17 protein-coding genes are annotated in these 22,598 nt (G+C 69.2%); 5 read left to right on the plus strand and 12 right to left on the minus strand.

Annotated elements, in window-relative coordinates:
- Positions 1-20: 20 nt before the first annotated feature.
- The gene (locus DAT35_RS06175) at positions 21-908 is read right to left on the minus strand and encodes a 5'-3' exonuclease H3TH domain-containing protein (RefSeq protein ID WP_108065954.1); all 888 of its coding nucleotides are present in this window, start codon (positions 906-908) and stop codon (positions 21-23) included.
- Between the two features lie 129 nt (positions 909-1,037).
- On the opposite strand from DAT35_RS06175, the gene DAT35_RS06180 reads away from it, so the two are divergent.
- Positions 1,038-1,622: a GNAT family N-acetyltransferase gene (locus tag DAT35_RS06180; RefSeq protein WP_108065955.1), complete on the plus strand. Its 585-nt coding sequence runs from the start codon at positions 1,038-1,040 to the stop codon at positions 1,620-1,622.
- Here DAT35_RS06180 and DAT35_RS06185 read toward each other — a convergent pair.
- From DAT35_RS06185 to DAT35_RS06195, 3 genes are all read right to left on the minus strand, one after another.
- Positions 1,585-5,178, minus strand: coding sequence for a PAS domain S-box protein (locus tag DAT35_RS06185; protein ID WP_146209589.1), 3,594 nt, complete (start codon positions 5,176-5,178; stop codon positions 1,585-1,587). The genes DAT35_RS06180 and DAT35_RS06185 overlap by 38 nt on opposite strands.
- 210 nt (positions 5,179-5,388) lie before the next feature.
- Positions 5,389-5,988, minus strand: coding sequence for a TetR/AcrR family transcriptional regulator (locus DAT35_RS06190; RefSeq protein WP_108065957.1), 600 nt, complete (start codon positions 5,986-5,988; stop codon positions 5,389-5,391).
- 13 nt (positions 5,989-6,001) lie between these two features.
- Positions 6,002-6,526, minus strand: coding sequence for a PaaI family thioesterase (locus DAT35_RS06195; RefSeq protein WP_108065958.1), 525 nt, complete (start codon positions 6,524-6,526; stop codon positions 6,002-6,004).
- A gap of 233 nt (positions 6,527-6,759) precedes the next feature.
- On the opposite strand from DAT35_RS06195, the gene DAT35_RS06200 reads away from it, so the two are divergent.
- Positions 6,760-7,476, plus strand: coding sequence for an SDR family NAD(P)-dependent oxidoreductase (locus DAT35_RS06200; protein ID WP_108065959.1), 717 nt, complete (start codon positions 6,760-6,762; stop codon positions 7,474-7,476).
- Here the strand turns inward: DAT35_RS06200 and DAT35_RS06205 are convergent.
- From DAT35_RS06205 to DAT35_RS06225, 5 genes are all read right to left on the minus strand, one after another.
- On the minus strand, positions 7,473-8,228 hold the full coding sequence (locus DAT35_RS06205) for a DUF1338 domain-containing protein (protein WP_108065960.1): 756 nt from the start codon (positions 8,226-8,228) through the stop codon (positions 7,473-7,475). The two genes, DAT35_RS06200 and DAT35_RS06205, sit on opposite strands and share 4 nt — an antisense overlap.
- Positions 8,229-8,275: 47 nt before the next feature.
- The gene (locus DAT35_RS06210) at positions 8,276-9,085 is read right to left on the minus strand and encodes a hypothetical protein (protein ID WP_108065961.1); all 810 of its coding nucleotides are present in this window, start codon (positions 9,083-9,085) and stop codon (positions 8,276-8,278) included.
- 8 nt (positions 9,086-9,093) lie between these two features.
- Entirely contained in the window at positions 9,094-10,383 is a 1,290-nt protein-coding gene (locus DAT35_RS06215; RefSeq protein ID WP_108065962.1) for an AAA family ATPase, read from the minus strand.
- Positions 10,384-10,464: 81 nt separating this feature from the next.
- On the minus strand, positions 10,465-11,202 hold the full coding sequence (locus tag DAT35_RS06220) for an alpha/beta fold hydrolase (RefSeq protein WP_108065963.1): 738 nt from the start codon (positions 11,200-11,202) through the stop codon (positions 10,465-10,467).
- 526 nt (positions 11,203-11,728) lie between these two features.
- A complete protein-coding gene (locus DAT35_RS06225; RefSeq protein ID WP_108066427.1) occupies positions 11,729-11,983 on the minus strand; it encodes a GlsB/YeaQ/YmgE family stress response membrane protein in 255 nt (84 codons plus the stop codon).
- A gap of 202 nt (positions 11,984-12,185) precedes the next feature.
- Between DAT35_RS06225 and DAT35_RS06230 the strand changes: the two genes are divergently transcribed.
- Positions 12,186-12,440 (plus strand): phage tail protein, encoded by a 255-nt coding sequence (locus tag DAT35_RS06230; RefSeq protein ID WP_108065964.1) that lies wholly within the window; start codon positions 12,186-12,188, stop codon positions 12,438-12,440.
- 33 nt (positions 12,441-12,473) lie between these two features.
- Here DAT35_RS06230 and DAT35_RS06235 read toward each other — a convergent pair whose 3' ends face one another.
- Positions 12,474-13,607, minus strand: coding sequence for an NIF family HAD-type phosphatase (locus DAT35_RS06235; RefSeq protein ID WP_108065965.1), 1,134 nt, complete (start codon positions 13,605-13,607; stop codon positions 12,474-12,476).
- Between the two features lie 59 nt (positions 13,608-13,666).
- Entirely contained in the window at positions 13,667-15,004 is a 1,338-nt protein-coding gene (gene bioA, locus DAT35_RS06240) for an adenosylmethionine--8-amino-7-oxononanoate transaminase (RefSeq protein ID WP_108065966.1), read from the minus strand.
- A 168-nt stretch (positions 15,005-15,172) separates the two neighbouring features.
- Between bioA and DAT35_RS06245 the strand changes: the two genes are divergently transcribed.
- Positions 15,173-16,699 carry a hypothetical protein gene (locus DAT35_RS06245; protein WP_108065967.1) on the plus strand — a complete coding sequence of 509 codons (1,527 nt, stop codon included), beginning with the start codon at positions 15,173-15,175 and terminating at the stop codon, positions 16,697-16,699.
- A 14-nt stretch (positions 16,700-16,713) separates the two neighbouring features.
- Entirely contained in the window at positions 16,714-17,088 is a 375-nt protein-coding gene (locus DAT35_RS06250) for a cytochrome c (protein WP_158501572.1), read from the plus strand.
- Positions 17,089-17,100: 12 nt separating this feature from the next.
- Here DAT35_RS06250 and DAT35_RS06255 read toward each other — a convergent pair whose 3' ends face one another.
- On the minus strand, positions 17,101-22,521 hold the full coding sequence (locus DAT35_RS06255) for an AAA family ATPase (RefSeq protein WP_108065969.1): 5,421 nt from the start codon (positions 22,519-22,521) through the stop codon (positions 17,101-17,103).
- Positions 22,522-22,598 lie beyond the last annotated feature (77 nt).

Raw genomic sequence — 22,598 nt, forward strand, 5'->3', positions numbered from 1 at the left:
CCAGGCCCATGCCCCAGGTGTCAGCCCTCGTCCGCCGCCCAGCGCTTGGGGCGCGTCTTGAGCGTGGTGAGCCCCAGCGAGTCGCACAGGGCCAGGAAGCGCTTGCGGGGGACTCCGGCCCAGGCCAGGTCTTCCAGGGACTCGGCCAGCGGCGCGTTCGTCACCAGGGTGGCCAGTCTCCGGTACAGCAGCGCGTCCTCGCGGTTCTCGCGCAGGGTGGCCGCGAGCTTCTCCGCGCCACGCGGGCGCACCGTCCACGCACTCGCGTCGGCGGGAATCGCCTCCAGGTGGCCGTACGCGCAGAGCAGCGCCGACGCCCCCTTCTCACCAAAGCCGGGCAGGCCGGGGATGCCGTCCGCGTCATCGCCCACGAGCGCCAGCAGATCCGGCACGCTCACCGGGGGCACGCCCAGCTTCGCGCGCACCGCGTCCTCGTCCAATTCCTTCTGCTGCTTGCGGTCCACCTGCACCACCTTGCGGCCGCGCACGCACTGCCCGAGGTCCTTGTCCGGGGTGAGCAGCCGCACCTGCTCCACCTTCCCGGCCCAGCGCGAGGCGGCGGTGGCCAGCGCGTCATCCGCCTCGAAGTCCTTCATGGACCACACCGTGAGTCCGAGCGCCTGCATGGCGTCCTCGGCCAGGTCGAACTGCGCGTGCAGCTCGGGGGGGACGCCCTCGTCGGACTTGTAGCCGGCGAAGAGCGAGTTGCGGAACGAGCGGATGGGGTTGTCGAAGGCGAGGGCCACGTGCGTCACGGCCTCATCGGCGTCGTGCAGCAGGGCGAGCATCGAGGAGACGAGCCCCACCGTGGCCTTCACATCGCGGCCATCCGGCGCGGTGGCCCCGGGCCGGGGCGAGAAGTGGGCACGGTAGAGCTCATAGGTACCGTCGACGAGGTGCAGGCGCATGAGCCCTGTCTAATCCATTCCGGGCCTTCCAACCTCCACCAGTCAACGGGAGCGGCCCGGTCCCGTCGACCCACGACATCCCGGCGCCCGTTCGAGCCCCTGGACGCGCTAGCTTCCGGGCCGCACGTCATGCCCTCGGACACCCCACCGGTCCTGCTCACCACCTCGCGTCTGAACCTGGCCCTGCTGCCTCCGGAGGGCGCCGCGCGCGTGCTGGCCTACCACGAGGCCAACCGGGAGCACCTCGGCCCCGTCTCGCCCGCGCGCCCCGACAACTTCTTCACCGTCACCTGGTGGCGCTCGCGGCTGTCCCAGGACGCCGAGGACTGGCGGCGCGGCTTGGCCCTGCGCCTCTTCCTGCTGCCGCGCGAGTCCCCGCTTCCCTTCGCTCCGGTGCTCGGCAGCGTGTCCCTCACCGACATCCGCCGAGGGCCCCTCCAGTCTTGCGAGATGGGCTTCGGGCTCGACTTCCGCCACCAGGGCCAGGGGCTGATGAGCGAGGCCGTGCTCGCCGTGTGCGACTACGCCTTCGGCCCCCTGGGCCTGCACCGCATCCAGGCCAACCACCTGCCGGAGAACCACCGGAGCGCCGCCGTGCTGCGCCGCGTGGGCTTCTCCGTCGAGGGCCTCGCGCGGGAGCTCGTCCTCATCGACGGCCGCTGGCGCGACCATGTCCTCACCGCGAAGCTGGCGCCCCAGCCACCAGCAGGGTGAAGGAGAAGGTACTGCCCTTTCCGAGCTCGCTCTCCACCTGGACGCGCCCGCCGTGGGCCTCGACGATGCCCTTGGCGATGGTCAGTCCCAGCCCCGCGCCCTCCCTCGAGCCCTTCGCCTGCCAGTAGCGCTCGAAGAGGTGGGGCAGGAACTCCGGCTCGATACCCTTGCCCGTGTCGCTCACGAAGAAGCGCACCAGCTGTCCCTCGCGCCGGGCCCGCACGGTGATGCGCCCCCCGGCGGGCGTGTAGCGCACCGCGTTGCCGATGAGGTTGGAGAACACCTGCAGCACCCGGCTCCGGTCCGCCAGCACCGGCGGCACCGCCATCTCCACCTCGAGCTCCAGCCGCAATCCCCGAGCCTCCGCCAGCGGCCTGTGCAGCTCGACCACCTCGTCCATCAGCCCGCCCACGTCCTCGGGGTTGCGCTCCACCGCCACCCGCCCCGCCTCGAGCTTCGCCACCTCCAGCAAGTCCTGGATGAGGAGAACAGCCCGGTCCGCCGAGCGCCGGATGAGGTCCGCCTGCTTGCGCCATGACGCGGCCTCCGGGCCCTGGGGCAGGTGTTTGAGCAGGAAGGCCGCTCCCAGGGAGATGACGTTGAGGGGGTTGCGCAGGTCATGCGAGACGATGGCGAGCACCTCGTCGCGGGCGTGCGCGGTCTGCTGGGACTCCTTGTAGAGCCGCGCGTTGTCGATGGTGAGGGCGGCGCGAGCGGCCAGTCCCTCGGCGAGCGAGAGGTCCGCCGGGCCATAGTGCCGGCCCGACTCCCGGGTGGAGACGAAGACGAGGACCCCCAGCGTCCGTCCACGCGCCACCAGCGGGACGATCATCAACGAGTCCGGCGACAGCTCGCGGTATCGGACGAAGTGCTCCTCGTCCTCGGAGGCGGCGCGCAGCCAGGCATCCGTCACCTCGGAGACGAGCTCGGGCTCGCCGGTGCGCAGCACACTGGGCACGCCCACGACCGTGTGGGGATTGAGCTTCGTGCGGCCGACCTCGCGCAACACCGGCTCCCGGGTGGGGTCACGAGAAGCGATGGCCACCTGGCTCACCGAGTCCCCCTCCTGCATGGCCACGATGCAGGAGTCCGCCAAGCGAGGCACCACCAGCCGGGCGAGGCTGTGCAGCGTGGCCTCGTACTCCAGCGCGTCCACCAGCACCCGGCTGCTCTCGGAGAGGAACAGCTGCGACTCCTCGGCGCGTTTGCGGTCCGAGATGTCGCGGATGATGGTGGAGAGCATCGCCAACTGCCCTTCCGGCCCCCGGTGGGCGAGCAGCACCTGCGACACGGGCAGCTCGCGCCCATCCGGAGTGAGCAGTGCCGTCTCTCCGGCCCACACGCCCTCGCGCAGCGCGGTGGGCACGCCCTCGGCCAGCAGGCGCCTCGCGGCCCAGGTCGGGTGGGCCGAGGCGATGTTCCACGCGCTGGCGTCCTGTTCCTCCGCCAGTCCCACCATGTGCCGGCCGGAGCGGTTGAGGTAGAGGCCCCGTCCCTGGGCGTCCGTGCTGCCCACGAAGTCCGGGGTGGCCTCGATGATGGAGCTGAGCCGGCGGCGCGCCTCCTCCGCCCGCTTTCGCGCCGTCACCTCGCGCAGGTAGACGGAGACCCCATCCCCCGAAGGACTGGCGTGGCACTCGAACCAGGCCGAGAGCGGAGCGAGGTACAGCTCGCACTCGGAGGCCCCATGTCCCTCCAGCACCTGGCGTACCCCCCTGGCCAGCCCGGCCCACGCCTCCTCCGGCAACAGTCCCTCCAGGGGTTGACCCAGGAGCTGCTCCTGGGTGCGCCCCAGCACCTCGGCCGCGCGGCGGTTGACGAAGGTGAAGCACTGCTCGCGGTCCAGGGCGAAGAAGGCATCGGTGATGCTCTCCAGGATGGCCTCGATGCGCGCATGCGCCGCCTCGGCCGCGGTGCGCGCAGCCTCCTCCCGGACGAGCCGCAGCGCCGCCTCCTCCACGCGCTTGCGCTCGGTCACCTCGCGCGACACCCCCACCCAATGCGTCAGATCTCCCTCCTCGTCCTTCACGGGGACCAGGGAGTTCTCCGTCCAGAGGGTGGAGCCGTCCTTGCGGTAGGCGAGCAGCTCGATGCGGATGGGCTCCTGGCGTCTCAGGGCGTCACGCACGCACTCGACGGCCGCCGGATCCGTCGCCGGCCCCGTCAGCACCATCGTCTCCAACATCTGCAGTTCCTGGAGGCTGTAGCCCGTCATCCGCGAGAAGGCCTCGTTGGCGTAGAGGATGCGCCGGGTGAGGTGCCCATCCACCCGCTGGGGCTCGAGGATGATCACCCCATCGTAGGCGTGCACCACGATGGACTCGAAGAGGCGCAGCCGCTCCTCGGTGCGTTTGCGCTCGGTGATGTCCCGGAAGTAGATGGCGAGCCCCTCCTCGGAGGGGTAGACGTTCATCTCCACCCAGGTGTCCTTCGAGGGGTCATGCTCCTCGAAGCGCACGACCTGCTGCTCGGCGAAGGCCTTGCGGAAGTTCTGATCCGAACGCGAGCCCGTGAAGCGGGGGAACACCTCCAGGGGAGTCCGCCCGAGCATGTCCTCGCGGGAGTGGCGTGAGAGCTCCTCGGCCCGGCGGTTGACGTAGGTGTAGCGCCACGCGCGGTCCAGGGCGACGAAGGCGTCGGTGATGCTCTCCAGCATCCCTCGCACACGCCGTTCCACCTCCTCGGCCTGGGCGCGTGCGGCCTGCTCACGCAGGAGCTGGCGCTCGCGCTCGCCAGCGCGCAGCCGCTCGGTGATGTCGGAGAAGGTGACGACCACGCCGATGATGCGCCCGCCCTCCCGCACGGGGCTGCTGCGGTACTCCACCGGGAAACAGCTGCCGTCGCGCCGCCAGAACACCTCGCTCGCCGAGTGGTGGACCTGGCCATCCCGGAGCGCGGCGTACATCTGGCACTCGGAAGAGGGCATGGGCGTGCCATCCGGGTACGAGTGGTGGATGACCTCATGTTGCACCTGGCCGATGAGCTCCTCCGGCGCCCACCCCAGCATGCGCGACGCGGCCGGATTGACGAAGGTGGCGCGGCCCTCGGTGTCCAGGCCGCAGATGCCCTCGTCCGCGGAGGAGAGGATGAGCTCGCCCAGGTGACGCAGCAGGGCAATGCCGCCCTGCTCCTCGATGGGACGCAGGGAGCAGGAGAACCCCACCCGAGAGCCGTCCGCGTCGTGCAGCGCGGCGAGCACCTGCCGCACCAGGACGCGGGAACCATCGCGCCGCACGAACCAGCGCTCGACCTCGGCGCGGCCGTCCCGCTCGGCCCGGCGCAGGTCCCGCTCCGACTGCGAGTGTTCCTCGGGCAGGTAGAGGGTGGAGAGCGGCTCTCCGAGGAGGTCGACCTTCGCATGACCGGTGAGCTGCCCCGCCCCGGGGCTCCAGAGGAGGATGCGGCCCGCCACGTCCAGACCGGCGAGCGCGCCCCCATCCGCCTGCTCCAACATCAGCAGGGCGAGTCTGCTGCGCAGCCCGAACACCTCATCCGGGTACGGCTCGCTCCTCGGCGGCCCCGGCTCACCGGAAGCGGTGTGGACGGTTGGGGGCAAGCGGCTGGGCCCTCCTTTGGGACCGCGAGTCGGCCCCCGCCCGGCACACGGACAGGAGGCACGGGCCTCCAAGGTGTGTTGAGCACGCGTGGGCGAAGCGCAAGGAGGGCCCGGCCGGACGGACCCTGACTGGCGTGGTGGCGCGGGAACCCTGGGAGCGATCGGTGGCGGTAGCACGAGGCGCGCGCCCCCAATGCACGCACACCCACCCTAGCGGGAGCGGCGGGCCGGCTCCTGGGCTCCGGACAGGAGGAAGGCCCGTGCCGCCAGGAGCAGCTCATCGGACAGTGGCTGGGAGGCCGTGGCCCGCGCGAGCGTCAGCGCCCCGAAGCACAGCGCAATTGTCGCGAGGGCCCGCTGCCGGGCTGTCACGCCCTTCTCCGCCGCCAGCCGAGCCTCCGTCTCTCGCAGCAGGAGTTCCAGCTCCTCCACGAGAACGGCCTGTGTCTCGGGCGGCGCCCGTGTGAGGTCCGAGAGCAACGCCGGCACCGGACAGCCCACCGCGAGGTCGTCCCGGTGCTGGCGGCTCAGGTAGCGCCGGACGAAATGGCTCAACCACTCCGCGCCCTTCAACTCCTCGAGTCCACCGAGCCATCGCTCCCGCTGCTCGGCCAACACGGCCCGGAGCGTCTCGCCGAGCAGCGTCTCCTTCGAGGTGAAATGCGAATAGAAGCCGCCCACCGTCAGACCGGCCGCGCGCATGACCCGCTCCACGCTCGCGCCGCCGAAGCCCTCCTTGCGGAAGAGCTTGCCCGCGGCCTCGAGGATGCGGGCGTGGGTGGCCTGCTTGTGCTCCGGTCCGTACCGCATCGCGGTGCCGCTCCTATCCTTCCCGGCTCCCCGAGGAGGGCCGGAAGATCATGCACGTCGTCGTCCCGTGCGCGTACAGCTTCCCCGCAGCATCCGTCAGCCGGGCCTGCGCCGTCGCCACGCGCCCGCCCACGTGGATGACCTCTCCCGTGCACGTCAGCCGGCCCGTGTCCCGGGTGATGGCGCGCACGTAGTTCACGTGCAGCTCCAGCGTGGTGTAGCCCGCGCCCGCGGGCAGCACCGTGTGCACCGCGCACCCCAGCGCCGAGTCCATCACCGTCGCCGCCAGCCCGCCGTGCACCATCCCGATGGGGTTGTAGTGGTACTCCCCTGGCTGGACGGCGAAGACGGCCCGGCCCTCCTGCACCTCCACGGGCTCGAAGCCCATCAACGCCGCGATGGGCGGCCCGGGGATCTCCCCCGAGAAGATGCCTCGCAGGTACTCCAGCCCGCTGCGCTCCCGGGCCGCGGACAATCCCTCCTCCGGGTTCCTCCACGTCACGGTCCTCGTACGCTGCCCGATGTTCTCCTCGCCCATGGTGCTCCTCCTGAAAGGCGTATGTCCATCATGTCATCCCCTCCAGCCCCATAAGACTCAGAGGGAATGGGCCTTCCGCCTTCATATGATGAGCATAATCCCATGAGTGACGGCAAGCCCGTGACGCTCCCCCGCCCTCCGGGACGGCCTCCCGGCGAGAGCATCCACGTCCGGACAAAGGCACTCACGACCGATGGCGAGGAGCCCCCGCGCCCGTTACGCCACGGGCCCATATGGAGACACCGAAGGTAGCGGCAGTGGTGGGAGCAGGTCCGGGCCTGGGAGCGGCGCTGGCGCGTCGCTTCGCCCGGGAGGGATACGCGGTGGGCCTGTTCGCCCGGAGCGAATCGAACCTGCGCCAGGTGCAGCAGGAGATTGAGAAGGCAGGAGGACGCGCGGCCAGCTACGCGGCGGACGCGACGGACGAGGCCTCACTGAAGTCAGCCTTCGCCCGGCTGCGCGAGGAGCTCGGCGCGCCGGAGGTCTGTATCTACAACGCGGGGGCGTACGCGATGGGGGGCATCCAGGAGCTGACGCCGGAGCAGTTCGAGTCCTCGTGGAGGATTGGCTGCCTGGGCGGCTTCCTCATGGCGCGCGAGGTGGTGCCGGCGATGCTGGAGCGAGGGCGGGGCACGCTGCTGTTCACGGGAGCCACGGCGTCACTGCGAGGCGGAGCGCGGTTCGCGGGGTTCGCGGTGGGCAAGTTCGGGCTGAGGGCGCTGGCCCAATCGCTGGCACGGGAGCTGGGACCGCGAGGCATCCACGTGGCCCACGTGGTCATCGATGGGATGATCGACACGGCGCGGGTGAGGAGCATGGTGCCGGGGCGCGAGGCGTCGACGATGCTGTCGCCGGACGCCATCGCGGAGACGTACTGGCAGCTCCACCGCCAGGAGCCCTCGGCGTGGACGCAGGAGATGGATCTGCGCCCCGCGATGGAGAAGTTCTAGGCGCCCGGGCGCTTCGTCATGTCGAAGAGGGCGCGAGCCTGGGGGCCGAGGAAGCCATCGAAGCCGGGAGCGCGCTGGGCGATCTCGAAGTACGCGTAGGGCCAGCTGCGCGTGCGTCCGTCCTTCAGCTCGATGGTGAGGGGGGCGGCGCGGGTGGCCGTCTGGCGCAGGGGGCTGCCAGGGTCTCCCTCGATGTCGGCCTTCATGGGCACACCAGCCTCGAGCATGCGGCGCTGCCACACCTCCACGTCGTCCACGGAGCCGGTGAAGTGGTTCACCTTGCGGCCGAAGGCGAGCAGCCACGCGCCGTACTGGGACTCCTTCTCCAGGGCGAGCAGCGCCGGCTCCTCGGGCAGGGGCGGAGCACAGAACCAGTCGGCGAGCGCCGGGACGGAGTCAGGGGCCGGAGGATCCGCCGGAAGCGAGGAAAGGATGCGCTGGGCCTCGGCAGAGAGCTTGTCGGCGTGGAGCTCGGAGATGAAGACGCGAGGCAGCCCCGCCGGGTGGGACATGTGGATGGCGGAGAGGTGGGTATCCGGGAAGGTGTACTGGCCCGCGGGCTTCCAGCCGAAGCGCTCGAAGACGCGGGAGAAGAGCGAGATGCCTCCTCCAGGCCGGGCGAGGGAACGCAGCGCGATGTGGTCATTGCGGAAGCTGCCGCCGGAGAGCTGGGCGAAGGTGCGCGCATAGGGCACCTCGGCGGCGTAGCGCTCCCACAACAGGTCCAGGAGTCGGGTGGCGTCAGGGCTCATGGCGCGCAGTCATAGCCGGAAGGCGAGAGCCAGCCCAGGCTCCGGAACTACCAGCCCAGTGCCTCCGGTGCCTTTCGGAACAAGCCTCGAAGCTCGGGATGCTGCCGATGTTGCCTCTGCATCTCCTTCCACACCGTGAAGTGTGGCGCTCTCTGGATGGCATGGATGCATCGACTCAATGCATCATGGGAGACACTCTGCTCCCGCAGCGAGACGTATTCGCGGAGAAGAGCGCGATATCCAATGAAGGCGTTCTCACGCGCCTGGCGGAGGTGCTCGCGCGAATTGAGCCGGAGGAGCCGCAGCGTGTAGTCGGCTCGCGCATGGTTCTTCGTCCCCTTGTGGGCAATGGGCTCGAAGTAGAAGGTGTCCTGAAGTTCGAGCATCAGAAACGCCATCGGGTCTTCATGACGCGGATCGATGAGCGCCGGAGAGCCTTGGGGCGGAGGTCGGACAGGAGTCCCTCGCGGCCTGCTGACCTCCACGGGCTTGCGTGTTCCCCGAGGGAAGACAGCGAAACGGTTGTTCTTGGGCCCATTGCAGGAACCACAGGCATACAGGTAGTTGCGCCAGGCGAAGACCCGCTCGGGGTAGAGGTCCTTGGGCCAGATGTGCTCGACCTCGTCGGCCGCCGAATCTTCGCAATACCCACAGCGCTGGGCGCCCGAGCACATCACCGTCAGCGCGCTCCGCACTTCGGCGAAGGTCCTGTTCCCTGGCTTGTTGCGATGCTCGAAGCTTCGCTGCGCGGCTTCAACCCGGTCGGCGAACCTCGAATGTGCATCCACCTCGGCCTGCCAACGTTCGAGCTGATGCAGCACTGCGGTGGACAACGGAATGTCGGGCAACCGAATCACTCGGGGCCTCACACGTCCGAATCATGGACCGCCATGGACGAGGTGGGCAGGCTCGCACGGAGGGAAGTCTGCTCCTTGCGCTCAGCCGCACTCAGCCCTCGGCGTGTCTCCTTCAGATTCAGCTCCGCCAGCCGCCGAAGTCGCTGTTTCGAGCGCTCCGAGCGCGAGACGTCTTCGCCGAACAGCCCCGTACCGTAGGCATCGAGCACGTTGCCGAAAATGAGCCGGTCGAGTTCCAGGCCCGTCACCTGCCGTGCCTCTTCATCCGTACCGGGCCGGGGAAGCCGCCACACCGTCCCCACCTCCGCGGCCTGACAGACCAGGGGACTGTGGGTGGTGACGATGAACTGCATCCTGGGGAAGTGCTCGCGAAACCAGAGCCCCACCTTGCGCTGCCAGGTCGGATGCAGGTGCGCATCCACCTCGTCGATGAGCACCACGCCCGGCACATCCACCTTCGTGGGGTCCTTCGGATGGAACACACGCTTGGGTCCGTAGGTGGCCGCGAGCTGCCGGATGAGCTCGAAGGTCATGCTCAGGATGGAGCGATAACCATCGCTCAGCTCCTCCACGGGAATGCGATAACCATTGCCGTCCACAAAGAGCACTTCGCGCGAGGTAATCTTCTCCAATCGCGCCTGATGCGGCAGGAACCCCGGCTGATTGATGAACTCCTTCAGCGGGTCGAGCAGGTGCCCCTCCGCGTCCCCCTCGAGCTTTTTGAATTGTAATTGCTGAAGCCACCGCAGTCCCTCTGTCAGGGCGACGCTCTCATCGAAAACAGAGAGATGCCGGGCAAGCCGCGGATCCGTGGAGAAGAGCTTGTCGTAGTCCTCATCGCCACCGGTGAAGCGCCGGAAGGGACCATACGAGGCCGAGAACCAGCCGGTTCTCGCATTCCACGCATGGAACATACTCCTCGGGGTTATCTTCTCCCCCGCGCTGGGGAGCGCCATTGGCTGGGCTCCCAATCCAGGGCGCAGCATCAGGCAGAGCTCCTGCCTCGCAGCCCCCCGAGCTGTCTTTCCGAGCGTTCCGTCGACCCTCGGATCCAGCATCAACTGCAGCCGAATCACTCCCGGCTTGTCGCTCCGCAGCCATCGCGACCAATCCTGCCGGAGTGCACCGGATGCGAAGGGCCCCACGAACCCCAGCGCGATGGAGCGCAGTACCGAGGACTTCCCGGACCCGTTGTCCCCCAGGATGACGTGCCACCCCGGCGCGCTCTTGAGGGGAACCTCCCACTCCAGTTTCTGGATGGCGCGGATGTTCTCGATGACGAATCGCGTCAGGTACATGGCTCGACGTCCACCGTAACCCCATCCTCCGACTGGACCAACGAATCCGACCTGGTGGCAGATACACGCCGACGCCGTGCCCTACTTCCCGCGCCGCTGCGCGAAGAGCCAGGTACTCACCGCCTCGTCGAGGTACACCGTGTCCGAGAGCTCATGGCCCAGGCCGGGCAGCTCGGTATAGCGCACGGAGTGACTGCCCGCGGACTTGAGCAGCTCCAGCAGGGTGCGACTCTCGGAGACGGGAGCCACCGGATCGGCGTCCCCATGCCACATCCACAGGGGCAGGCCCTTGAGCTTCTCCACCACCGAGCGGTCCGGGTAGCGCCCGGACACGGCCACCAGCGCGGCGAAGCGCTCCGGGTAGCGCGCGGCCAGCTGCACCGCACCCCGAGCTCCCATGGACTGGCCCGTCAGGTACACCCGCGCCGGGTCACCGCCGTATTCCGCGAGGGTGCGCTCCAGGGCCGCGAGCGCGAAGTCGGCCACCTCCCCGCTCCACTCCCGCTCGGGAGGGCACTGGGGCAGCACCAGCACGGCCGGGTAGCGCTCGGGGTGCGCCCGGGCCGCCCCCGCCAGGCTCTGCGTCCTCGGCCGCAGCCCATCCGTGCCTCGCGAGTCCGCGCCGTGCAGCGACAGGATGACCGGCCAGGCCAGTCCCCTGCGGTAACCCGGTGGCAGGTACACGGAATAATTGTACGTCTCACTTCGCAGGGTGAGGGTCTTCGCCACGAACGTGCCGGGGAAGCCGCCCGGGAGCGCCTCCGCCTCCGGAGTCCCCGCCAACACCCACGCCACCAGCACCAACGTCACCGAGCCCATGGGCCTCCTCGCGTACCCGCATAGGTCCTGTCGCGGGATCGGGAAAGCCCGGAAACTACCCTTCCATCAGAGGAGACGGGACGTCCTCCTGGAGCACCAGGCGGCCAAGGGTTGCGTTTCCATCACCCGGCGCTTGCATCTGACCGCTCAGGTGGGAAACTGCGGCTGCGCGCGTCCTCGGGGTTCGACCTTGGAGGGGTTTTGCATCCCGAGGACGCGCGCAGTCTTCCGCAACCGGGTGCGACCGCGGATGTGCCTTGGAGGGGTTCTCCCGCGGGCGCTGGCTGCAGGGGTGGAACACGCCAGCCCCACCCAGCATTCGCGGGCGCACATACGGCAAAAACAAGGCGGAACGCCAGTCCCTGGCCCGCAAGACAATGAGCGCCACTTCACGGCGCCCATAAGTCTGACTGATGACACACGGCTGACACATGCAGCCTACACCATGGCGGGCTGTGTGCCTATCGGATTCTGCGGTGGGCTTCCCAGCGACTGAGAAGGCCCATGCCCTACCCGGGAGACCCGCCTAACGGCGGTCGGACATCATCCGTCCGATGGCGAGCAGCGCGATGGCGCCCACGATGGCACCGATGAAGCCGCTGGGCTGCAGCACGTGCCAGTTGCCGCCCCGGAGCACCGAGGCGAGGAAGCCGCCCATGAACGACCCGGCGACGCCCAGCAGGGTGGTGGAGATGAGACCCATGCCCTGCCGGCCGGGCATGACAGCGCGGGCAATCAACCCCGCGAAAAAACCGAAGACAATCCAGGTACACAGGCCCATCGCGCCCTCCGCGCTTGCGCTGGGGTGAGAGGTCCCAGTCTGCATGAACTACGTTCCGGGGCGAACACCATTGCGCTCCGGCCGGAAGACGCCGGGGAAACGGGGGCTGTGAAGCCATTCACACCTTTGGCGTGAACCCGTTCGCTCCGTCTGTCCGGCGGACATGGTCCTGTCGGGTCCAGGAAGTCCTGAGAACGCAGCCATGTCAGACCCCCTTATTGGTGAGATACGTATGTTCGCCGGCGGCTTCGAGCCCCGGGGATGGGCGCTGTGCGACGGCCGGCTGATGTCCATTTCACGGCACTCGGCCCTCTTCTCCGTCCTGGGTACTACCTACGGAGGCGATGGGATGACCACCTTCGCGCTGCCGGACTTGAGGGAGCGGGTGCCACACCCCTCCGGTCCCGGTCCGAGCTTCATCATCGCGCTCCAGGGAGACTTCCCCACCCGGCAATAGCAGCAGGTGGGGTGCTGCCCGGGCGCGAGCGGCTCAGTAGCGGGGATCGACGACCTGGGGATTGTGGCGGACGTAGTCGATGGCCCCCGCGGAGTCGAAGCCGCCGCTGTCGACGAGGAACCGCACGGTGACCTGCCCGAGCGAGGTGTAGGGCAGGAAGGCATCCACGAAATCGCCGCCGTGCGCTTCCTGGTAGCGGACCGAGTCCTCCAGCTCCTGCACGACGGTGGGCAGGGCCTGGTCGAAGGCACGGCGCAGCGCCGGGTCGCGGGTGGTGCAGTAGTGGTCGGCCTCGAACTTCTTGAGGATGCGGGCGTTGCGCATCTGGAAGAGGCGCGTGGGGTTGTCATCGACGATGACGACACGGCGCAGCGACTCGTCGAAGACGCGCAGGTCCTTGGACGGCTCGCGCACGGGGTTGCCCTTCTTGGGGTCGGCCACGCCCTCGGACTTCTCCTGCAGGATGAGGTGGCTGTTGGTCAGGATGCCCGCGATCGCCGGGTGCTCGGTGAGGGCGACCCCGTCGAGCTTCCACTGCGCGAGGTTCTCGAGGGTGGTCGTGTCCACGTTGGCGGAGAAGAGAACCACCGCGCCGCCGAGCGCCTGGATGCGCTCGAAGGCCTGCTTCCAGCCAGGGGTGAGCTTCAGGTACCGCACTCCGCTCTGAAGCGGGACGGCGACATCGTGGCAGCCCTCGCCCACCTGCGCGGGGTAGTACTGGTCGTAGAGCGTCTCGTCGAGATCGAACACGGCGATGAAGCGGGCCTTGCCGAGCTTCTCGGTCTGCAGGCGGCTCTCGAAGTCACCCCGGCGGACGCGCTCGAGCGCGATGTTGAATGCGGCCACCAGCTCGGGAGCCGGCTTGGAGCGGAGCTGGTCCCGGTAGTGGTTCTGCAGCTCGACGGCCTGGGCCCGCGTGAGCTGGAACCGCTCCATCAAGCGGCTGATGTTGAAGAAGCGGCGCTCCTCCTCGTTCGGGCCCGCGTACTTGTCGACCCAGTCGGGCAGCGGCGGGATGGTCAGCGACTCGAGCTCGGCACGCGACGCGATGCCTGTCGTGGTGGTGGCGGCGACGGTGGCGGGTGGCGAATCGGTCCGTTGGACGGAAGGGCTCGCGGCACAGCCGAGCACCGGCATGGCGAGCAGGAGCAGCGCGAAACGGGACATGGGGACTCCGGGGTCGAAAGCGTCGGACTGGTCCGACCATCGGACCAGTCGGGAAGAACTCAGGGCCGGGCGGCCGCCACCTCGCGAAGGCTGGCCTCCACACCCGCGAGCAGTTCGTCCAGCGCGGCATCCGGAATGTTGAGCGCGGGGGCGATGTACACCGTGTCCCCCATGGGGCGCAGGTACAGCCCGCGCCGCCTCGCCGCCTCGTACACGCGCCAGCCTCCTCGCGCCAGGTAGCCGCCACTGCCCAGGTCCACCGCGCCCACCATGCCGACGGCCCTCGGCCGCGTCACCCCGGGAATCGTGCGGGCCATGTGCTCGAAGGCGGCCTTCACCTTCGGCGCCTTGCGCGCCACCTGCCCCAGCACGTCCTCGTCCCGGTACACCGCGAGTACCTCGCGCGCCACCGCCGCGCCCAGTGGGTTCCCGCAGTACGAGTGTCCGTAGTACAGCGCCCGCTCGGAGCCGCCGCCGAATCCCGCGAAGATGCGCTCGGTGGCCAGAGTGACAGCGAAGGGCATCAGCCCTCCGGACAGCGCCTTCGCCAGGCACAGCAGGTCCGGCACCACTCCGGCCAGGTCGCACGCGAAGCGCGCTCCCGTGCGGCCCATCCCCGTGAAGACCTCGTCGGCGATGAGGAAGGTGTCCACCGCCCGCGTGGCCTCGCGCACCGCACGGACGAACTCGGGCGAGTACATGTGCATGCCCGCCGCGCCCTGAATCACGGGCTCGAGGATGACGGCGGCGATCTCATCCGGGTGCTCGCGCAGCGTGGCCTCCACCTGTGCGAAGGCGCGCTCCCAGCCCTCGGGGTCCGCGGGAGATGGTACGTGCACCACGTCGAAGAGCAGCGGCCCGAAGATGTCGCGGAACACCTCCACCCCGCCCACGCTGGTGGAGCCGATCGTCTCGCCGTGGAAGGCCCCCGAGAGCGTGATGAAGCGAGTGCGCTGGCGGCGGCCGTTCTGTGCCCAGTACTGCGCCACCATCTTGATGGCGACCTCCACCGCCGTGCTCCCGTTGTCCGTGTAGAAGACGCGCGAGAGCCGCTCTCCCTCCGCGAGATCCGCCCGCTCGGCGCCCGGGGCCATCGCGACCAGCTCCCGGGCCAGCCTCGCCGCCGGCTCGTGCGTCACGCCCGCGAGCGAGGTGTGCGGCAGGGCGCCGGCCTGCTCGGTGAGCGCGCGCACCAGCCGCGGGTGCCGGTGCCCCAGCGTGGACACCCACCACGAGCCGTTGGCGTCCAGGTAGCGAGTACCGTCCGCGTCGTAGAGGTAGGGCCCCTCGGCGCGGACCACCACCAGGGGGTTCGTCCTCGCGATGTACTCGTCCATCGCGGTGTACGGGTGCCACACGTGCCGCTTGTCCAGCGTGACGATGTCCTCGCGCTTCATCCGGGTCTCTCCTCCGATGCGCGGCCCTCCCTACCACGCGGCCAGCACCCGCGCTCCAGGAGGTTGCGCTCGGCCGCCCGCCCCGCCAGCGAACGCACACTCGGAGCACCCGGGGTGCGTGTGAAGCTTGCCGCTCACCCGAGCCCCGAAAGTAGAGTCGCCCCCCTCATGCTCGGCGCCTCACTCCGAAAACATGTCTGGCCCCTGCTCGCCGCGGGCGTGGCGTTGGCGCTCCTTCTGCCCCTGCTCGCCTCGCTGCTGGACCTGGGCTTCGTGGCCGATGACTTCGTCCACCTCGTGGAGGACCGTCTCCAGCCCTGGTACTTCTCCCAGGACCACCTCTACCGCCCCCTGCGCAACACCCTGTTCCGGGTGCTCCCGGAGCTGCTCGGCCTCGAGCCCGCGCCCTACCGTTTCCTGGTCATCTCCGGCTTCTTCACGTGCCTCGCCCTGCTCTTCACCTTCCTGCGGTTGCAGGGAGTGGGCTTCGCGGGTGCGCTGTCGGCCTGCGTGTTCGCGGCGCTCTACCCGCGCAACCAGCGCGTCCTGTTCTGGTTCGCGGCCTCTCAGGACATCGCGGCGGCCTGCGCGGTGTTGACGGCCCTCATCGGATGGACCCTGTTCCGGGTGCGCGGCTCACGGCTCGGGTATGGCGTGTCACTCCTCGCCTTCATGGTGGGCCTGGGCTTCAAGGAGCCCGCCATCGTCCTGCCCGCGCTCCTCGTCATCCTCGACTGCTGGCGCCAGGGCCTGTCCCGGAAGGTGGTGCTCGCTCCCGCGTTCTGGCGGCCCTACCTGGGCTTCCTGCCCCTCCTCGCGCTCTATGGGTCGTTCCTGTGGGTCTTCCGCGCCGGGCGCCTGCAGACGAACGATGAGCATGGCATCTACGGCTTCAGCTCCCTCCTCCAGTCCGTCCTGGCGCTCGCCCGCACCTGCATCAACCTGGTGCTGCCGTTCGCCCGGCCCCTGGCCCTCAGGGACATGTCCGCGCTCCATCTGGGCTGCGCCGCGCTCGTGCTGCTGGCGGTGGCCGCGCTGGCGCTCTGGACGCGGACGCGCCGATGGTGGTGGGTGACGGCCGCCTGGGTCGTCGTGGCCGCGCTCCCCACCAGCATCTTCGCCCGGACGAACAATGGAGATCAGTACCTGTTCCTCCCCATGCTGGGCCTCACCTTCGGACTGGCCATCAGCCTGGACGAGGTGTTCCGCTCGAAGACGTGGCAGCGGCCCGTGGCCTCCCTGCTGTTGATGGTCTACGCCTTCGCCGGCTCCCGCTACCTGGCCCGCGCCCAGGGAGAATGGAAGACCTCGGGAGAGACCATCCGGCGCACCCTGGAGTCCGCGCGAGCGCTGTCCCTTCCCAAGCAGGCCTCGTCCATCGTCGCCGTCAACATCCCCCACTCGCTCCCGGTCGGCGTGCCCATCATGAACAACGGGCTCAAGGGCGTGTTCATCACCGCCGGCTACCCGCGCTCCCTCTCCCTGGAGGTGAACCACCTCCAGCCCCGTGAGGACCCCGCTCAGAAGGAGTTCGTCCAGCGGCTCCTCGCCTGCCCCGCCGAGCCCGAGCGCCCCACCGGCCGGCGGACGCTCGTCTGGGTCGATGGGGTGTTGCAGGACCACTCGGGCCCCTGCGCCGAGCAGCTCATCGAAGGGGATGAGAAGACGCGTGCCCTGGCGTGGCTCAAACCGTGACAATGTTCTCCGGCATGTCTACCCCCCTGGCGCGCACCGCGCTCCTGTCGATGACCCTCGCCCTCTCCGCCTGCTCGGACAAGCAGGAGAAGGCGCCCTCCGCCCCCAACACGGCCGCAGTCTCGGCCAAGGAGGCCCGGCCTCCCGAGGAGCTCTTCGTCAGCCTGGGCTGCCGTAACTGCCATGGCCCGGGCAGCGCCTTCGCTCCCGCCCTCGAAGCCGTCCGCGGCAAGCCAGCGGAGGTCATCGCCATGTCCATCCTCGACATGCAGAAGGTCCGCCCCGGCTCGATGATGCCCAGCTACACCGGGCGCCTCTCCACGAACGAAGCGCTCGCGCTCGCCAACTGGATCAAGGCCGGCAACCCAACCGCCGCCAACTCCCCGTAGGCACCCGAGCGCCTAAGGCTCCTGCCCGGCGGGGAGCGACCCCACCAGGGGCAGCTCCAGGATGAAGCTCGCGCCCCGCCCACGTCCTTCACTGGCGGCGATCAGGCTCCCTCCCATCTCCTTGGCGGTGTTGGCCGCCCAGTGCAGGCCATAGCCCAGGCTCCCCTGGCGCGTGGTGAAGCCGTGGTTGAAGACGCGCTCCAGGTCTTCCGCGGCGATCCCCACGCCGTTGTCCCGCACCACCAGGAGGAAGCGCCCCGTTGGGCCCGGGCGGGCCTCGATGCGGATGCGCTTTTCGGCCTGTCCCGCATCCAACAGGGCCTGCTTCGCGTTGCTGATGAGGTTGACCAGGATGTGCAGCACCTTGTGCCGCTCGAGCGAGACGGTGGGCAGCCGCTCCATGTCGCGCTCGATGACCACCTGGTAGCGCTTGAGCGAGGACTGCTGCATGCGCAACGCGTCCTCGACGAGCGCCTCCACCTCCACCTGCTCCACCAGCCGGGGACCGTGGGCATACGCCTGTTGCGCCTGGATGGTCGCCCCGACCTGCATCAGGTTGGCCTTCATCGACCGCAGCTCCGCGAGCATCCGGTCCGAGTCCTGCCGCAGCTTGTCGCTCAGTTTGTCGAAGTACTCGGGGAGCAGCCGCCCCCGGGTGTCCTTCTCGATGAACCCGGCGAGGTCTCCCTCCGCGCCCGCGAGCATCTTCGCGCTCTTCTTCAATTGCTCCACGGGCAGATGGGACACCTGCCGGGTCAGCATCTCCGTGGTGACGACGAGCGACGTGAGGGAGTTGCCGATGTTGTGCAGCACCCCGCTGGCGATCTCCGCCATGCCCGCGCGGTGGGCCGCCTCGACGAGCTGCTTGTGGACCACCTCCAGCTCGCTCGTGCGCTCCTGGACACGCTGCTCCAGGCCCCCGTAGAGCGCCGCGTTCTCCAGCGAGAGCGCGACCTGGGAGGCGAGGATCGTCAGGGTCTGCAGGTGTCTGGAGGTGAAGGCGCCCCGGGCCAGGTTGTTCTCGAGGTAGACGACGAGCAGCAGCCGGCCCTGGTGGAAGATGGGCAGTGACAGGACGGAGCGGGGCGACCGGCGCTGGACGTAGGGGTCATCGGCCAGGGAGTCGTCGCGCGACAGGTCCTCCCGCAGGACGGGCTGCTGCGTCCGGATGGAGAGGCGGACGACCGAGGCCGGCACATCCTCGGAGCTGGCGGGCGTGCCGCTCTTGTACCGGCGGGTCTCCCCCGTGAGAGCCGTGTGCTCCATGACGAGGGAGAGCTGCTGCCGCTCCTCCCGCATGAGGACACAGCGCTGGGCCCCGGCGTTCTCGCAGAGGATGACCACCACCCGCTCCAGGAGCCGGTCCAGGTGCATCTCCGAGAAGAACACCCGTGAGGCCGCCAGGATGCTCTGTACATCCAGCAGCGCGAGGTCCGTCCGGAGCTCGCCCGGCGCTCGCGCCTCGAAGCCCGCGATGGGACGCACGGGCAGGCCCTGCCCGGAGTAACGAGCGCTGAGGTGACTCAGCAAGGCGTGCGCGCCCCAGCGCGCATGGGCGTCATACGCATCATGCAGGTGGGGCCGCGCGCGGTGCCCCAGGCCCCACTCGAGGAAGAAGCGAGCGGCCAGCTCGTGGGCGAGCGCCTCGTCGTTGAGATGGTCGTGCTCCCGGGCGAGCGCGATGGCCCGGTCATAATGCTCGAGGGCCTCGGCACGTGCGCCTCGCACCCGGCAGCGCTCGGCCTCCACGAGGTGGTAGGCGTGGAGGAAGTTCATGGGACCCGACCGGGCCCAGCGCTCCATCCGCTGTTGGTTCGCGGCGATCCGCTCCAGCGCCGCGCTCCGCCGCACCTCCTCGAGCTCGGGCAGCACGGCGAGCCGCGCCAGGGAGTCGAAGAAGAAGTAGCGGGGAACGAGGAGCTGGGCCGCCACCGTGGGCAGGTACGGCTCCGCCGCGTCGGCGCTCTCCACCGCCAGCCGATACTGCCCGAAGAGGTAGGCCAGCATCAGCTTGTTCACGTACGCGATGCAGATGGCGGTGCCGTCGTTGTCTCCCACGTAGCGCGGGAGCATCTCGTCCTCGTTCCAGACCTTCCCCACCAGACGCCAGGGTGTCTCCCCCTCGCCCGACAGGTTTAGCGCCGCCTGGTGGTACACCGAGTACTGTCTGAGCGTCACCGGGCGGTGGTGGTGCTCGAGCACCCCGCGGTACTCGTCCATCTCCGCGAGAAGAGGGCCCAGGGGCTTCCCCAGGATGAACGCGTGGTGGCAGTAGAAGTCCGCCGACCATCCCATGAACTCGAGGTCCCCCGTCTCGAGCCCGCTGGCATACGCGTCCAGCAGGGGCTTGAGCGTCTCCCGCACGTGGCGCTTCCAGTGGACCGTGTAGGAGTTGACCACGTAGAGCGTCTTCGACCGGGGCTCCCGGGCGTTGAAGCGCTCGAGGACCTTCAGCGCCAACTGGCCGGCCTGGTAGCCCGCGTCGAGCTCGTCGAATACCCCGCAGAGGATGAGCCCATACATCGCAAAGGTGAAGGCCGCGATGGGCGACATGCCATGCCGCGCGGTCAGCACGACGGTGCGGAAGACAATCAGTGGCAGTAGCGCGGGTCTCGTCTGATAGGCGGGCGGCACCATCAGCGTCAGGACGCGCACCGCCGCGAGGTACCCGGCATCCTCCATCCCAGGCAGTGAGATGAGCCGCTCCAGTGGGCCGTCGCCCACCGCTTCACGGACCTCCTCGAGCCCCCGCTGGATGTCCTCGGGCCGGGGCTCCGCCGGGAGCTCCACGCCCAGCTCCTTCAGCACGCGCAGCCCGGTCTCCAGCGCGAAGGCGAGCCGCTCCTGAGCGATGGCCACCTGGATGCGGATCTCATGCACCCGCACCCGCTCCAGCACCGTGCGCGCATGGGACAGCACGGCGTCCACCAACTCTTCCTGCCGCGCGAAGCGTTTGCTGAGCCAGGCCGCGCTCGCAGCCTCCTCGTGCAGCGCGAGCGTCAGCGCGTACTGCGACTCCCAGCTCCCCGGCGCCAGGAGCGACAACCCCACCTCCAGGTACTCCCGGGCCACGTCATACGCCGTCGACGCCAGGGCCCTCCTGCCGGCCCGCAGGTTCAGCAGCGCGAGCTCGTGGCGCTCCTCCTCGTCCTCCAGGAGCGCCGCGCACACGTTCAGGTGGTTGACGATGTCGAACAGGTGCTCTTCCCGCTCCCGCGGGGAGGCCGTCTCGTACAGGCGTCTGCCAATCTCCAGGTGGGTCCGCTGCCGGTCCGACTCCGGGATGAGCGAATAGGCCGCCTGCTGCACCCGGTCGTGCAGGAAGCGGTAGCGCGCCGGAAGGTGCTCCACGCCGGCCTCTCCGAGCCCCGAGGCGTCCTGGTAGAACTTGTAGACCTCCGACGTGGGCAGGAGCAGCCCCTCCTCCAGCGCGCGCCACAGCGCCGCCGCCGTGTCCGCCTCCGAGCGCCCGTACACCCGGGAGAGCGTCGCCAGCTCGAACCGGTTGCCGATGCACGCGGCGAGCTCGAGCACCTTGCGCGTCGCCTCCGGCAGGCGCTGGAGCTGGCTGGCCATGAACTCGACCACGTCCGAGGACACGGACAGGGCCCGCACCTGGGCCAGGTCGCACTGCCACATGTGCTCCGCGGCGTCGTAGCTCACCAGGCCCTGCTGGAAGAGGACCTTCAGGTACTGGGAGATGAAGAAGGGATTGCCCCGGGTCTTCTGGTAGACGAGCCCCGTCAGCGGCCAGGAGCGCACCAGCGGACACGACAGCGTATCCGCCACGAGCTCATTCACCGCGTCCTCCGGGAGCGGCCCCAGCGTCATCGGTTGGACCGTCGCTCCGGCCTTGCGGATCTCCTCCAGCGTCAACATGAGGGGATGGGCCGGAGTCACCTCGTTGTCCCGGTACGCGCCAATCACCAGCAGCCGCACGGAGCCCAGCTCCGTGGCCAGCAGGTGCAGCATCTTCAGCGACGCCGAGTCCGCCCACTGCAGGTCATCGAGGAACAGGACGAGCGGGTGCTCCTCCGTCGCGAACACGCGGATGAGCCGGCTGAAGAGCAGGTGGAAGCGCTGCTGCGCGGCGGCGGGCGCGAGCTCCGCCACCTCGGGCTGGGGTCCGATGAGGGACTCGAGCTCCGGCAGCACATCCACCAGCACCCGTCCCTCGTCGCCCAGGGCCGTCAGGAGCCGCTGCTTCCAGGCCTCGAGCCGCTCATCGCTCTGCGTCTGGAGTTGCCGCACCAGGCTGGAGAGGGCCTGCACCAGGGCCGAATACGGGATGCTCCGCCCGAGCTGGTCGAACTTGCCCGACACGAAGAAGCCCTTGGAGCGGACGACGGGCTTGTGGATTTCATTGACCACGGCCGTCTTGCCCACGCCCGAGAAGCCCGCCACCACCAGCAGCTCCATCCGCCCCTGGCACACCCGGTCGAACGCTTGCAGCAGCGTGCGCACCTCGTCCTGCCGGCCGTAGAGCTTCTCCGGGAGGTGGAATCGGTCCGACACGTCCCTCCGGGCCAGCTCGAACGCGGGGATGTTCGTCTGCTCCCGCAGCGCCTCGAGGCACGCGCGCAGGTCATGCCGGAGCCCATACGCGCTGGCGTAGCGCTCCTCGGCCGTCTTGGCCATCAGCTTGAGCACGATGCGCTCGACCATCTCCGGGATGGAGGGATTGAGCTCGCGCGGCGGAAGCGGTGGACGTGCGATGTGGCAGTGGGCGAGCTCCAGCGCGCTGGTGGCCTGGAAAGGCAGACAGCCCGTGAGCAGCTCGTAGAGCGTCACGCCCAGCGAGTAGAAGTCCGTGCGGTAATCGATGCCCCGGTTCATCCGCCCGGTCTGCTCGGGAGACATGTAGGCCAGCGAGCCCTCGAGCAGCTCCGGGCTCTCGAGCGCCTGCGTCTCCCGCGGCAGCAGCGACGCGATGCTGAAGTCCGTCAGCTTCACGTCCCGCGTCTCGGGGTGGATGAGGATGTTGTGGGGCTGGATGTCCTTGTGGATGACCCGGTGCTGGTAGAGCCCCTCCAGCGTCTCGGCCAGGGAGATGGCGATCTCCAGCACCTGCCGGGGGGTGAGCGGATGGGTCTCCCGGTAGTGGCTCAGCGAGACATACCCGCTGTCCGCCATGATGATGGCGAAGCCGTTGTGGCAGCGCTCGAGCGCCAGGGGGGTGACGACTCCCGGGAGCCGGAGGTCTCGGGCCAGCGAGTACTGATGGCGGAACTGGAGCAGCTCGGAGAACGAGGGCCGCTCCGCGCGCAGCAGCTTCAGGATGACAGGGGCCTCGTCGCCCGTCCGCTGTCCCCGGTAGAGCAGCGACCTCGCCCCCGCATAGAGCAGTGCACCGACCTGGTATCCAGGAACCGTGGGGACGAGTGCGGGTGGGGCTGCGGCGAGCCGGGACTGCCTCATGGAGGAATTGTCCATTGAACTCCTCGGTACGGCCAATCCGATTCAACACCCCGCCGGAGCTGCTGCATGCCCGGCACCTCGTCCCCCGGCTC

This window comes from Vitiosangium sp. GDMCC 1.1324 (genome assembly GCF_003044305.1).
Classification (GTDB): domain Bacteria; phylum Myxococcota; class Myxococcia; order Myxococcales; family Myxococcaceae; genus Archangium.